The 13,933-nt window shown below is 38.4% G+C and carries 13 protein-coding genes; 4 read left to right on the top strand and 9 right to left on the bottom strand.

Annotation, left to right across the window (positions count from 1 at the left end; all coding sequences use genetic code 11):
- The first annotated feature begins 50 nt into the window (after positions 1 to 50).
- Entirely contained in the window at positions 51 to 443 is a 393-nt protein-coding gene (locus ABW51_RS01850) for a hypothetical protein (RefSeq protein WP_053465326.1), read from the top strand.
- Between the two features lie 56 nt (positions 444 to 499).
- Here the strand turns inward: ABW51_RS01850 and cysB are convergent, their stop codons facing one another.
- The 7 genes from cysB to ABW51_RS01815 form a co-directional block, all read right to left on the bottom strand.
- Positions 500 to 1,471, bottom strand: a complete 972-nt coding sequence (gene cysB, locus ABW51_RS01845) for an HTH-type transcriptional regulator CysB (protein WP_053465325.1) — start codon at positions 1,469 to 1,471, stop codon at positions 500 to 502.
- Between the two features lie 10 nt (positions 1,472 to 1,481).
- Entirely contained in the window at positions 1,482 to 2,555 is a 1,074-nt protein-coding gene (rluB, locus tag ABW51_RS01840; protein WP_053465324.1) for a 23S rRNA pseudouridine(2605) synthase RluB, read from the bottom strand.
- A 47-nt stretch (positions 2,556 to 2,602) separates the two neighbouring features.
- Complete coding sequence (locus ABW51_RS01835) at positions 2,603 to 3,226, bottom strand: L-threonylcarbamoyladenylate synthase (RefSeq protein WP_005638700.1); 624 nt, start codon at positions 3,224 to 3,226, stop codon at positions 2,603 to 2,605.
- A gap of 120 nt (positions 3,227 to 3,346) precedes the next feature.
- Positions 3,347 to 4,228, bottom strand: a complete 882-nt coding sequence (gene sucD / locus ABW51_RS01830; RefSeq protein WP_053465323.1) for a succinate--CoA ligase subunit alpha — start codon at positions 4,226 to 4,228, stop codon at positions 3,347 to 3,349.
- On the bottom strand, positions 4,228 to 5,397 hold the full coding sequence (gene sucC, locus ABW51_RS01825; RefSeq protein ID WP_053465322.1) for an ADP-forming succinate--CoA ligase subunit beta: 1,170 nt from the start codon (positions 5,395 to 5,397) through the stop codon (positions 4,228 to 4,230). Before sucC ends, sucD begins: the two co-directional genes overlap by 1 nt.
- Before the next feature lie 35 nt (positions 5,398 to 5,432).
- Positions 5,433 to 6,524 (bottom strand): 23S rRNA (cytidine(2498)-2'-O)-methyltransferase RlmM, encoded by a 1,092-nt coding sequence (gene rlmM, locus ABW51_RS01820; protein ID WP_053465321.1) that lies wholly within the window; start codon positions 6,522 to 6,524, stop codon positions 5,433 to 5,435.
- Positions 6,517 to 7,410, bottom strand: a complete 894-nt coding sequence (locus tag ABW51_RS01815; protein ID WP_053465320.1) for a transcriptional regulator GcvA — start codon at positions 7,408 to 7,410, stop codon at positions 6,517 to 6,519. Before ABW51_RS01815 ends, rlmM begins: the two co-directional genes overlap by 8 nt.
- Before the next feature lie 476 nt (positions 7,411 to 7,886).
- On the opposite strand from ABW51_RS01815, the gene ABW51_RS01810 reads away from it, so the two are divergent.
- Positions 7,887 to 8,918, top strand: coding sequence for a branched-chain amino acid aminotransferase (locus ABW51_RS01810; protein ID WP_005626306.1), 1,032 nt, complete (start codon positions 7,887 to 7,889; stop codon positions 8,916 to 8,918).
- Positions 8,919 to 8,997: 79 nt separating this feature from the next.
- Here ABW51_RS01810 and ABW51_RS01805 read toward each other — a convergent pair whose 3' ends face one another.
- Positions 8,998 to 11,922, bottom strand: coding sequence for an autotransporter outer membrane beta-barrel domain-containing protein (locus tag ABW51_RS01805; RefSeq protein ID WP_156262538.1), 2,925 nt, complete (start codon positions 11,920 to 11,922; stop codon positions 8,998 to 9,000).
- A 193-nt stretch (positions 11,923 to 12,115) separates the two neighbouring features.
- On the opposite strand from ABW51_RS01805, the gene ABW51_RS01800 reads away from it, so the two are divergent.
- The gene (locus tag ABW51_RS01800) at positions 12,116 to 12,499 is read left to right on the top strand and encodes a helix-turn-helix domain-containing protein (protein WP_053465319.1); all 384 of its coding nucleotides are present in this window, start codon (positions 12,116 to 12,118) and stop codon (positions 12,497 to 12,499) included.
- Between the two features lie 105 nt (positions 12,500 to 12,604).
- Here the strand turns inward: ABW51_RS01800 and ABW51_RS09710 are convergent, their stop codons facing one another.
- Positions 12,605 to 12,748 carry a hypothetical protein gene (locus tag ABW51_RS09710; protein WP_005630689.1) on the bottom strand — a complete coding sequence of 48 codons (144 nt, stop codon included), beginning with the start codon at positions 12,746 to 12,748 and terminating at the stop codon, positions 12,605 to 12,607.
- A gap of 376 nt (positions 12,749 to 13,124) precedes the next feature.
- On the opposite strand from ABW51_RS09710, the gene ABW51_RS01795 reads away from it, so the two are divergent.
- On the top strand, positions 13,125 to 13,880 hold the full coding sequence (locus ABW51_RS01795) for a Nif3-like dinuclear metal center hexameric protein (protein ID WP_053465318.1): 756 nt from the start codon (positions 13,125 to 13,127) through the stop codon (positions 13,878 to 13,880).
- Positions 13,881 to 13,933 lie beyond the last annotated feature (53 nt).

The raw sequence follows: 13,933 nt of genomic DNA, 5'->3' as shown, positions 1-13,933 counted from the left end.
GATGTAAGTTAGACTGAGGAAGACTATAAATTCAAGAATAAGGAGATACCATGTCATTTTTATCTAAGACACTTGGTGGATTATCAAAAGCTTACTATACTCGACAATTTCTATTTGGTTTAATATTCTTTATATTTATAGTTGCTATAAGCTATAACGGATATAATCACACTGGGAAAATATCTATTCTTGTAACAAATGCAATCCTAGGATTAATCTGCTTATTATTATATCCTTATTCTCGATTCGTTTATGAAAGTATTATCGAATATATTTTAGGTGATAATGTTTTTTTCGTTAATGCACCTTTAATGCTTGTAACAAAACTAATCACAATGGCGATTTGTTTCATATTCTCAATTTTTATTGCACCAATTGGTTTAATATATCTTTATTTTTATCATTCAAAACAAGAAAAACTTCAAAATCAGAATGAACAATAAGAGTAAGAAAGGACGTTTAACGTCCTTTTCTCTATCACTTAATTTCAACAATTAATTTATCTAACGTCTAATTTCACGTTATCAAATAATTTTTTCACTGAATTGTTATCACGCAAACGCTCGGCTTTTTCCACGACGCTACGAGTTAAGTGCGGTGAAAAATATTCCATGAAATCATACATATAATTGCGTAAGAACGTGCTATGTTTAAATGCTATATTCGTCATACTCGGGCGGAATAAATGACTTGCATCAATCGCCACAAGATCTGTATCTGATGGCGTATGAGCCATAGATGCCATAATACCCACCCCTAAGCCTAAGCGCACATAAGTCTTAATGATATCGGCATCGGTAGCAGTAAAGACTATATTCGGTAAAATTCCTGCGCTATTAAATGCGTAATCTAAATCAGAAACACCTGTAAAACCAAAAGTGTAGGTCACAAGTGGATATTTGCCTAATTCCTCAATCGTCAATTCTTTCACTTTGGCAAGCGGATGTTCTGGCGTAACAACCACTGCGCGATTCCACCAATAGCATGGAATCTGAACCAAATCATCAAATAAATAAGGTGCTTCGGTAGTAATCGCCAAATCCACCTCTCCCGACATTAATGCATCATGAATTTGTGTTGGCGAACCTTGGTGAATATGCAAACTCACATCAGGATATTTTTTAGAAAAACGTTCAATCACGCTTGGCAGCATATAACGTGCCTGAGTATTTGTCGTCGCAATACGTAATACACCGTGATTTGGCTGAGTATATTCATCTGCAACGGCACGAATACCTTGTGCTTTAACAAGTAACTCGCGTGCAATAGAAATAATCTTTTTCCCTGCTGGTGTAATTGACTTTATATGCTTGCCATGACGCTCAAAAATTTCTAGACCTAATTCATCTTCCAGCAACCGCACTTGCTTACTAATTCCAGGCTGTGATGTATAAAGCGCATTAGCCGCCTCAGTTACATTTAAATTATGGTTAGCGATTTCAACAATATAGCGCAGTTGCTGCATTTTCATAAAAAAGTCCTTATTTTTTATAACGTTTGCTCAGTTCAGAATAACGTTTTACCGCTTTACGAATTTGTCCTGATTTTGGACGACGACGTGGCTGTGTGACATCTAATTTCGTTTCGGTTTCAGCCGGTAATCCCACCAGTTCACGCAAGTAATTGACGTTTTCAAGATCCATTTCTTCCCAGCCACCACGAGGTAAACCTTTCATCAGTTTGATATTTCCGTAACGAATACGAATCAAGCGGCTGACTTGGATCCCTTGTGATTCCCACAAACGGCGCACCTCACGATTACGTCCTTCCATCAAGGTTACGTCATACCATTGGTTAATACCCACACCACCTGTAAATTTAATTTCTTTAAAGTTGGCAGGGCCATCTTCAAGCTGAACGCCTTTGCGTAAACGCGCTAACATTGCATCATCCACTTGACCAAATACTCTCACCGAATATTCACGTTCCACTTCACGGCTTGGGTGCATTAAGCGATTTGCCAGCTCACCATCAGTGGTAAACAGCAACAAACCTGATGTATTAATATCTAAACGCCCCACCGCAATCCAACGAGAACCTGTTAAACGTGGCAAACGATCAAACACTGTGGCTCGCCCTTCTGGGTCGCTACGAGTACAAAGTTCACCTTCAGGTTTGTAATACATTAACACGCGGCAAATTTCTTTTTGTGCGTGGCTAAGATTAATGATTTGGCCATCAATACGCACTTTCACGCCAGAATGTACGTCAATGCGATCGCCTAAAGTCGCAATTTTACCCTCTACGCTCACTCTGCCTGCGGCAATCATTGTTTCAATTTCACGACGAGAGCCTTGCCCTGCACGCGCTAAAACTTTCTGTAATTTTTCGCCCTCTACTTTAGGTTGATTCGAGGCTTTTACAACAGGTTTCGCTTTTGGCTTAGCTAAAAATTTGTTGTCAGAATTAACCGCACTTTTTTTCGTATTTGCCGTTTCTACTCGTGTAGTACGCGATACTGAACGTCTATCATTTTTAGCCGAAAAATCACTTTTCTTTGCTGAATCTTTGGAAAAGTGCGGTTGTCTTTGAGTTTGTTTTTGACTAGGTTTCATTGTTTTCCTTAAATAATGGAAAGGTCGCTTTCACAAGCGTCTATAAGTTAAATAAAAGGAGCAGTACTTCCACTTCCTTCGCGCAAAATCACTGGTGATTCTTCCGTTAAATCCACCACTGTTGTAGGCTCTTGCCCTAAATATCCACCATGAATAATTAAATCGACTTGGTGCTCCAAACGATCTCGAATTTCCTCAGGATCAGATTGCGTAGTATGTTCTTCACCTGGCAACATTAACGAACAAGATAAAATCGGCTCACCTAAGGCTGAAAGTAAATCTAAAGCGATCTTATTATCTGGTACGCGTAAACCTATCGTTTTACGTTTTGATGTCATTAAACGGCGCGGTAATTCTTTCGTTGCAGTAAGAATAAAAGTATAACGCCCTGGCGTATTATTTTTAATCAAACGATACGCAGTATTGCTCACCGTTGCGTAAGTTGAAAGTTCCGACAAATCACTACACACCAACGTAAAATTATGTCCTTCAGGCAATTTACGAATCGCCACAATGCGATCCATTGCATGTTTATCGCCCATCATACAACCCAAGGCATATCCCGAATCCGTCGGATACACAATCACACCGCCTTTTTGTAAAATCTCTACGGCTTGATTAATCAAGCGCGCTTGTGGATTTTCAGGGTGGATATAGAAAAATTGGCTCATGTGTTTCTTCCTTAAAAAGTATGCGCTGATTATAGCAGTTTTGCGCTCACTTTATAATGGCGAGCATATAAAAATAAAGGCGTAGAGAGTCAATCTACGCCTTGTCAAACTAAAGTGCGGTTAATTTTTAGATGATTTTAATACCTTTCTCAAGGCTGCACCAATTTCAGCGAGACTTTTTACACAGGTCACACCTGCAGCCTCAAGTGCTGCAATTTTTTCTGCGGCAGTGCCTTTTCCCCCACTAATAATGGCCCCCGCATGTCCCATCCGTTTACCTTTTGGCGCAGTGATACCCGCAATATAGGCAACTACTGGTTTAGTGACGTTATCTTTTATGAAGGTTGCCGCTTCTTCCTCTGCGGAACCGCCGATCTCGCCAATCATCACAATGGCTTCAGTTTCGGGATCTTGCTGAAATCTTTCGAGAATATCAATAAAACTAGAGCCTGGAATGGGGTCTCCACCAATACCCACACAAGTCGATTGTCCAAAGCCTTCATCGGTGGTTTGTTTTACCGCTTCATACGTTAAAGTACCAGAACGAGAAACAATCCCCACTTTGCCTTTTTTATGTATGTGTCCCGGCATGATACCGATTTTACATTCATCAGGTGTAATTACTCCCGGGCAATTTGGCCCAATCATCACAACGCCTGTTTCATTTAATTTTTGTTTCACCTTAAGCATATCCAATGTAGGGATGCCCTCAGTTATGCAGACAATTAACTGAATCCCTGCATCAATGGCTTCAATTATGGCATCTTTACAAAATGGTGCTGGCACATAAATGACTGTCGCCGTAGCCCCCGTATTTTCGACAGCTTCACGAACCGTATTAAATACAGGCAAACCAAGATGCGTGGTTCCACCTTTATTTGGTGATACGCCACCGACTAATTGCGTTCCGTAGGCTAATGCTTGTTCAGAATGAAAAGTCCCTTGTCCACCAGTAAAACCTTGGCAAATCACTTTGGTATTTTTATCAATTAAAATCGCCATTAGTGTTCTCCTTTTGCTGCATTCACGGCTAATTCTGCGGCTTGTTGTAAGCTGTGTGCGGTAAGAATATTAACGTCGCTTTCCGCTAAAATTTGGCGACCGATTTCAGCATTGGTACCTTCTAATCGCACAACCACTGGCACTCCCACGCCCACTTCATTTACTGCAGCAATCACGCCTTCAGCAATCAAATCACAACGAACAATGCCACCAAAAATATTCACTAAAATCACCTTCACAGAAGGATCGGTTAAAATGATTTTGAATGCTTCAGCAACCCGCTCTTTCGTTGCACCACCACCAACATCAAGAAAATTCGCAGGCTTCCCACCATAGAGTTTCACAATATCCATCGTTCCCATTGCCAGCCCAGCCCCATTTACCATACAACCAATATCGCCCTCTAAAGCCACATAGTTTAACTGGAATTTTTCAGCTTCTGCTTCACGGGCATCATTTTGAGTTAAATCTTGCAGTGCAAAGAGATCTTTATGGCGAAATAAAGCGTTATCATCAACAGATATTTTGGCATCGAGACAAACCAAATTGCCTTGTTTAGTGAGAACAAGTGGATTGACTTCCACTAAAGATAAATCTTTTTCTAGAAACAACCGAGATAATCCCATAAAGATATCAGTAAACTGTTTGTTTTGCGTACCACTTAATCCTAATTTAAACGCCAATTCACGCCCTTGATAAGGCAATCCTCCAAATAAAGGATCAATGGTGACTTTGTGTAGTAAGTGCGGTGAGTTTTGCGCGACTTCTTCAATATTCATTCCACCCGCAGAGGAAGCAATAAACACCACTTTTTGAGAGGCGCGATCAACAACCGCACTTAAGTAAAATTCTTTATCAATATCGCAAGTTTCTTCAAAATAAATCTGATTTACTGGCTGACCCGATTTATCCGTTTGAAAAGTGACTAAACGTTGTCCCAGCCATTTTTCTGCAAAAGCTCTTGCTTCCTCTATATCGTGTACCAATTTAACGCCACCCGCTTTACCACGCCCCCCCGCATGAACTTGGCATTTCGCCGCCCACTTATCGCCTGAAAGTTGAGCTAGTACCAAATCTACTTCATCAACAGATTGACAGACTGCCCCATTTTTTACGGGCAATCCATAATGCTCAAATAGTTGTTTTGCTTGGTATTCGTGTAAATTCATTCGCGACGTCCTTTTTGGTTATGAAAACAATTCACTCAAGGTTTTAATGCTATATGTACCGTGATTTCTTCACGATCGTGATATAAATGTTTTGCTTGAATATCAAAATTTAAATTCTGCTCAGCCAACATAACAGCCAAGTTTTCTAAACATAATATAACTTCTTGATAACGTTTTTTCATGGGTAATTTTAAATTGAAGATCGTTTCTCGGCACCAACCATTTAACAACCATTTACCAATCAATAAAGAAATACGACTTGGTTGTTCCACCATATCACAGACTAACCAATCCACTTTTTTCCTTTTAGGAGGCTGAAATTTAAACCCATCTTCCGCGCAATGTTCAATACGCCCCGTATCATGCAAACTCGCCGCCATTTTTCCGTGATCAACTGCATAAACAAATAAACCTCGTTTGACCAATTGATACGTCCAACCGCCAGGGCAAGCCCCTAAATCAACGCCAATCATATTTTCATTTAAACGTTTATTCTCTTCTTTACGCGGAATAAAAGTCAAAATAGCTTCTTCTAGTTTTAACGTAGATCGACTCGGTGCATCTGCCGGAAATTTTAAACGAGGGATTCCCATAAAATGGGGAGAATGATTATCCACATAAGAATATCCCACATAACAGCAATTCGATTTTACAAAAAAACAATGTAAAAATTGACCGCTCTTTTGACTCGCCTCTGCCGAAAGCCAACCTTGTTTTTTCAATGCCTGACGTAAAGGCACGGTAAATTTACGACAAAAAGTGGAAAGCTCCTTTGCTTCATTTGTGTCTGCAGTTTCTACAAAAAGCTCGCTAGATTGAGCAAAATTAACTTGTTGTGATAATTCTTCAAACGCCACCACAATGGGACTAATACGATCAACGGGATCTAAATCTTCCAATAAATCGGAAATAACCATCATCTGACGAGCAAAAATCAAACGGTTAAAAGGAATTTCTCGGGCAAGGCGATCAGCCTCATCAGGTTGATAACATTCAAAAATGACATAGCCCGAATTATCTTGTACTCGTGTAAAACCAAATACACCTAAATTACTTGCTTGATCGGTGATTTCTGCGGCGACTTCTTTCTCAAAACCTGGGCGACAATATAATGCGAGTTTATTCATTTTCTTCTTGTTTAATTGAGTTAATAATCCACTGACGGAATGCTTGAATTTTTTGGTCATCAAGGCGATCAAGATGATTGACCACATAAAATGATTTTGGATCAGGTAAATTGGTTGGCAACACCACTTTTAATGAGCCATTTTCAATTTCTTGCAAGGCTAATAAACGATTAGCTAATACAATGCCTTGCCCATGAATCGCTGCCTGTAATGCCATAAATGTATGGCTAAATAACGGCCCTTGCTGAATATTTAAATCATCTAACTGTAAATGATTTGCCATCACTTGCCAATTATCACGTGTATGAATATGAATTAATGTGTGTTTTTTTAAATCTTCAGGCTGAATAATTGGATTTTTATCTAGTAATTCAGGCGACGCTAAAATCAATAAATTTTCTTCGCCAAGGCGATCCACTTGAAGATTCTGCCAATTTCCTAAACCATAATAAATAGCAAGATCAATTTCTTTATTTAACAAGCCTTCATCTTGATCCACGCCAGTTAAACGCACCTCAATTTGCGGGTAAAGCTGATTAAATTCACTTAAATGTGGCACGAGCCATTGGATACCAAAAGTTTGTGGCACGCTAATATTTAAATGCGGATCCGTTTTTAACGTTAACAATCGCTCTGTTGCTTCATTTAAGCGGCGCAGAATTTTGTTAATATCAACAAAATAAGCTTTTCCAAGCTCTGTTAATTCTAAGGAACGATTCTTTCGCTTAAATAATTCAATTCCTAAGAACTCTTCTAATAATTTAATTTGATGACTAACTGCCGCTTGTGTCACACAAAGCTCATCTGCCGCTTTAGTAAAACTTAAATGACGAGCAGCCGACTCAAAAGATTTTAGCGAATTCAATGGTGGCAAACGTTTATACATAAGTATTTCCATTCATAAAATTTTTGTCTATAATAGACAAGATTTAATTCGGATTAGTTTTTCTAATACTTCAAATAAAAAAACGTCATTTGTCCTTTCCTACCCTTTTTCCTTACAATACAACCATACTTAATGATTGGTAATTCCTTACTAGTTAATGAGTTTCGGACTTAAGTATGATGTTGTGTTTGCATATAGTTCGGGTAACCGAACTTGAGTAACAAATATGTTACTCATTTACTTCCTGTATATTATTAAACCGATTTGGTTAAACGCTGCTCTCATTGAGTGGCGTTTTTTTCATCCCGATTTTAGCATAACTATATCTTTATTTCCTGCCCTGTTTCCAAAATTTCATTATTCCTTTTTAATTGGCTAAAAATTGCATAATTTCGAGAATTTATTATTTAAATCACTTCTGGAATGGTGTAGATTAAACAGCATTTCATTCAAAAAAATAATATTAAGGAAGTAAAATGAAAGATTTAGACTGGAATAACCTTGGTTTTAGTTATATTAAAACAGATTACCGTTTCATTGCTCACTGGAAAGATGGCAAATGGGATGAAGGCAAACTCACAACAGACAATACCTTACATATTCACGAAGGTTCTACCGCACTTCACTACGGTCAACAATGCTTTGAAGGCTTAAAAGCTTATCGTTGCAAAGACGGCTCAATCAACTTATTCCGCCCACAAGAAAATGCAAAACGTATGCAACATACTTCAGATCGTTTACTCATGCCACAAGTGCCCACTGAATTATTTATCCGTGCATGTAAAGAAGTGGTGAAAGCGAACGAAGAATGGGTCGGACCTTACGGCTCTGGCGCAACCCTATACTTACGTCCATTCTTAATTGGCGTAGGTGAAAACATCGGTGTGAAAGCTGCGCCAGAATTTATTTTCTCTGTATTCTGCTGCCCAGTGGGTGCCTATTTCAAAGGTGGTTTAACTCCATCTAACTTTATTACCACTGAATACGATCGTGCTGCACCAATGGGAACCGGTGGCGTAAAAGTCGGTGGTAACTACGCTGCAAGCCTTCTGCCACATGTATTAGCGGCAGAACAAGGTACGCCAGAACGTAAATTCGCTGATGCGATTTATTTAGATCCAAAAACTCACACTAAAATTGAAGAAGTCGGTGCGGCAAACTTCTTTGGGATCACAAAAGATAATAAATTCATCACACCAAAATCAGAATCTATTTTACCAAGTATTACCAAATACTCTCTTTTACATATCGCAAAAGAGCGTTTAGGTATGGAAGCAATTGAAGGTGATGTTTATATCGATCAGCTAGATCAATTTGCTGAAGCTGGTGCTTGTGGTACTGCTGCAGTCATTTCACCTGTTGGCGGAATCCAACATAAAGGCAAATTCCATGTATTCTATTCTGAAACTGAAGTGGGTCCAGTAACACGTCGCCTTTATGAAGAACTCACAGGCATCCAATTCGGTGATGTCGAAGCCCCTGAAGGCTGGATTGTGAAAGTAGAATAATTTTTCCTGAAATAAAAAAGCGATAACTCTCCTAAAAGTTATCGCTCTATTTTTATGGAACGTAAATATGAAACATTAATTAGAACAAGTATCTTACACCAAGATGAGCTTGCCAATTTTGTTTAAAGTTATGCGTTGAAGAACGTTGTGCCTCGAAATAGAGTTGCGTATTTTTCGCTTTATTCATATAAGAGAGCCCAAAACCATAAACCCACCAACTCCCTTTATTACTGAATCTCTCAACTGCAACTTCATTAAATGTGTGTTGCATTTCACCTAAAAATTCTCTTTCATACATTAGCTTGACATAAGGATGTAGATTTTTTTCTTTGAAATAATCTATCCCCGCACGAAAACCAATTCTCCCCACTAAACTACGCATTCTTTCTGTTTTAACGCTTGCATCATGTGAGGTTTTAAATGAATAGCCATTCGTAGCGTGATAACTTAATTGTGCTTCTGGTTGGAAATAAATAACACGTTCAGCATTTTGGCTTAGGTTAAAACGTTTCCCCATTTCAGAAGAAAAAATGTATGTAGACGCCATGATGTTTGGAGATGTAATGTCTTTATTTGAATAATTAATTACATTATAGCCACCACGATATCTAATAGCTTTTGCCCAAAAATCCAAATACAGATCGTTTTCTTTGTTTAGCCAAGCAGAATATAAACCTAACTCTTTACCATAAATATGAATTTTTCCACCAAATGTGTTCAATCGTGCAGTTGAATTGATGTATCCAAATGAGAGCCCGTTGTAATTAATCCAATTTCCTCTTGCTTTAATCCAATCATAACCTGCTTTTAATCCACGATAACGATTTGTGTATCCTCTCACTTTCACAGTTTCTGTTCCGACATATTCGCCACCAAGAGATTTAACCCAAACATTTTGTTGTTTAACAATCTCTTTATTGAAATGAACCTCTCCCAAACGTTGATGTAAACTTTCAGTTAAAGTTAAATTAGATTGATAGATTAAATCATTCAACACCACTGCAGCCTGAGCCCATGAACTCAAAGTGGCTGGATAAAGATAGAAATCGTATTTATTGTCAGCCTTAATATCGACTATTTTAGAATCTGTAGATTCGCCTATGGAAAAACAGTAAGCCCCTTGTTCGGTACAGCGGACATTCAGTTTATAAATCGCTTTGTTATCTTTTTTATCGCCTCTATTTTCAACAAGTTTAAGGTATTCCTTTCCTGTTGTTTTCGCAGTCGCTTTATCTTTATCTTCATATTCAATAATATGCGTCCCTTCGCTGCCTTTTCGGGTAATCAGCTTGTCCGATTCGCCTTTGACGATGTCGCCGTACATTTTGAACACGCCGCCGTCGCCCTTGAGATTGCTCACGGACACTTTGACGAATTTATTGTTGTCGCTAAATTCGACCTGCGCGTCTTCCGACAAATCCAACTCTTTCAGCATCGAATCATTGGTAACCGTCCAGCGCGCGCCGTTGCTCATTTTGAGGTTGACGGTGTTTTTTGTTTTGTCGTCGATTGCGCTGTCTTTAATCCAACCGTTTTCATCGAAGAACTCTTCAGATCTTTTGATTTCTTCTTCGAGTACCGCAACCGCTTCTATGTCTTCTTTTAGACGTTCTATTTGCCTTTTTCTGTTCTGAATTCTGTGCTCTAGCAATGCTACTTTTTTTTCTAGTTCTTTTCTCTTTTCATTTTCACCTGATTCAGCCAATTCTTTCTTTAGTTTATCCAATTCTTTATTTTCTTCATCCAATTTTTTATTTACGTTATCCAAAGATTTTTTTCTTTGTGGCAATGCTTTCTGCCTAGAATTCAGCAGTTTCTTTTTCTTTTCAATCGACTCTGTATCGGGGGCTAATTCATATCCGTCCGCATCCACGGTTAAGGCAAACATATCTTTCCCTTTGGCAAAGCTCCTTTTCCCGATATGGGCTTCCCCTTCAAAATAAGAATCTTTGTTGGCGAGGTTTACGCTCACGCTGCCGCCGTTGTAGGCGAAAATATCGCCTTTGATTTTGACAACCTTGTCTTCCCCACCGACAACCTCGACTTTGCTGTATTTCCCGTCAATCGCAAACGCGCTGCCTATGCTTTTCGGTCTGCCTTGCCCGTCATAAACCGGCGTTGCAACGATATCGACATTCCCACGGAAAATCGCTTCCATTTTGGAGCCTTGCGGAATCTGCTTCTTATTGCCTCTGCTGTTGCTTGAATAGAAGCCAAAACCGTTGTTTTCCGCCTCGTCCTGTCCGTTCCTATCGATTTTAATATTCACATCGCCCTTGAACTCCATCGTGGTGATGCTTGGAAAATCAGGGTTGGGTTTGGTGCTACTATAGTGGTTGGCGGTAATGCCCTGTCCTCTATCTTTTCCTGATTTGATGTTGATATTCAGCGTCGAGCCTTCTTCGGAGACAAAATGATAGTTCCCCATTTTTTCACCATTATTAAACAATAGGATACCGTCGTTACTAGAGTTGGCATTTAAGTCCGCATCTACATTGATGGTGTTGCGCCCTTTAAAGGTAAGCGTCGCCGGCGCCAAGCTTGCGGATTCACTCTTATCATCAGACAAAATGCCGACATTCGCGTTATGGGCGGCTATGGTTACGTTTTCAAAAGTAACCTTGTTTTCGCCCTCATAGCTTTGATCCACCAAGATCACCGCGCCGATATGACGCGACCCCAATGTGTACCTGTAACTGTTTTTATTTATATTTCCTCCAATCGAGTTATTGTCAATCGTCGGCGGGGCATCGGCAGAGCCGTCTGCCAATTTGCCTTTTATCGTAATGTTGTTCGTACCGCCGTTGGCGGCAATGATGAGGGAATTTAAGGGTTTGTCTTTGGTAGCGGCATCGTAGGTATATTCTATTGTATCCCCTGTTTGTGAATGTACTAAGGTATAGCCCGACTCTTCAATGACTTTTCCTTGTGCAACTAAAGGAATTAAAAGAATAAATAAGATTTTTCGATTTCTCATAAGAAGGGAATTTTTACAATGTTTCATTATTTTTTACTTAAAGATGAAATTTTTTCAGGTGGAATAGAATTACCTTACCCTGATTATTAATCATCAAAGACTCCATAAAATTTTGGATAAAAATTGTCTAAATGATATACTTCAAGGAAATTTTTACCATAAACAAGTAATATTAAAAACTAACCTAACAATGTGTAAAACCGCACTTTAAGGAAATAAAATGGAAGTCTACGATAAAATTCGCGTAATGAGAGAAATCAATCAATGGTCGCAAGAAGAAATGGCGGAGAAGCTTTCAATGTCACCGAATGGATATGCCAAAATTGAGCGTGGACAAAGCAGCATTAATTTAGATAAATTACAGCAAATTGCGAATGTGTTTAATATTGATATGGGCGAGTTGATTACTGCCCAAGATAAATCATTTTTCTTTAGTATTGGTGATCACACAAATAATAATAGTTATTTTGGTGTAAGTAATATTCTTGCAGCAGAAAATAAAAAATTAAATAGTTTACTGGCAATGAAAGATACCTTATTAGCTCAAAAAGACGATGAAATTAAGGCATTAAAAGAGATTATTGAGCTATTAAAATCAAAATAAAATTATGAAATTTTATTGATAGCCGCAATAAGTGCGAAAACTAAAAAATCTAAATAATAAAAGCCTATCTACAATGTAAAATAGGCTTCTTTATAACCGCACTTTTTATTGATTTAGTCCCCATTGACGAGAATCTTTATCAAATTTAACACCTGAATGAGAACCTTCTGCGCCGTTAAAATACACATCCTTATTTGCGCAAGCTGAAATAATCAATGCGCCTGCGATAATGAATAACCATTTTTTCATAAGTAAACCTTTTTGCTAAATTAAAAAACCTGTGAATTGTAGCACAACGACGCCACATCCCAACGAAATATTTTGCTTTCCTTACCATCATTAACACCTCTCGCCAAAGCCAAGCTTCTCTTCTTTGCTGATAAATTTGACTTATTGAACTATTAAAAAACGTAAGAAATTTAAACCGCACTTTAAATAAAATAAAAAATTTCTTATTTCCCCTTGATCGCTATAAATTTATGTATATAATGAATCCTGTTTTAGATACTAGATAGTAATTTAATAGTAATGAAACTTGGCTAGTGCATTCCCCCACTCCTTCGCACTAGCCATTTTTTTTGGAATTTTGTACCATATCTCAACTTTTTCCAATTAACGATCAATTATGAATAATCTCGAACTTGAACAACTCATTAATCAAAAACTTTCTTCCGATAAAATCAATGACTATGCGCCCAACGGCTTACAAGTCGAAGGTAAAACAGAAATCAAAAAAATCATTACTGGCGTAACGGCGAGTCAGGCTCTAATTGATTACGCAATCAGTCAAAACGCCGATGCGATTTTGGTTCATCACGGCTATTTTTGGAAAAGTGAAAACCCTTGTATTCGAGGAATGAAAGGCAAGCGAATTAAAGCCCTTTTAGTGAACGACATTAATTTATATGGCTATCATTTGCCATTAGATGTGCACCCAGAATTAGGCAACAATGCGCAATTATCCAAACTGCTCGACATTGAAAATTTACAACCATTAGAAAAAGGCTCTGTGAGTATCCCTGTTTGGGGCGAATTAAAAGAACCTATTACAGGTAAAGACTTTGCAGAAAAAATAGAAAAAGTGTTAAATCGAAAACCATTAATTTGCATTGAAAACGGACCGCACTTAATCCGAAAAATTGGCATCTGTACCGGTGGCGGACAAGGTTATATTGATCTTGCGGCAGAACAAGGCTGCGACGCATTTATTACTGGTGAAGTGTCAGAACAAACGATTCATTCTGCCCGTGAGCAAGGATTACATTTCTTCTCTGCCGGCCATCACGCAACAGAACGATATGGCATCAAGGCATTAGGCGAATGGTTGGCAAAAGAATATGGCTTTGATGTAGAATTTAAAGATATAGATAATCCAGCATAAAATACAAAAGTGCGGTAAAAATATTTATTTTTTTCCGCACTTTTATCTTCTGA

This window comes from Haemophilus sp. C1 (genome assembly GCF_001276515.1).
GTDB lineage: Bacteria > Pseudomonadota > Gammaproteobacteria > Enterobacterales > Pasteurellaceae > Haemophilus.
The sequence above is the reverse complement of the archived record's forward strand: the minus strand, read 5'-3'. Positions and strand labels throughout refer to the sequence as shown.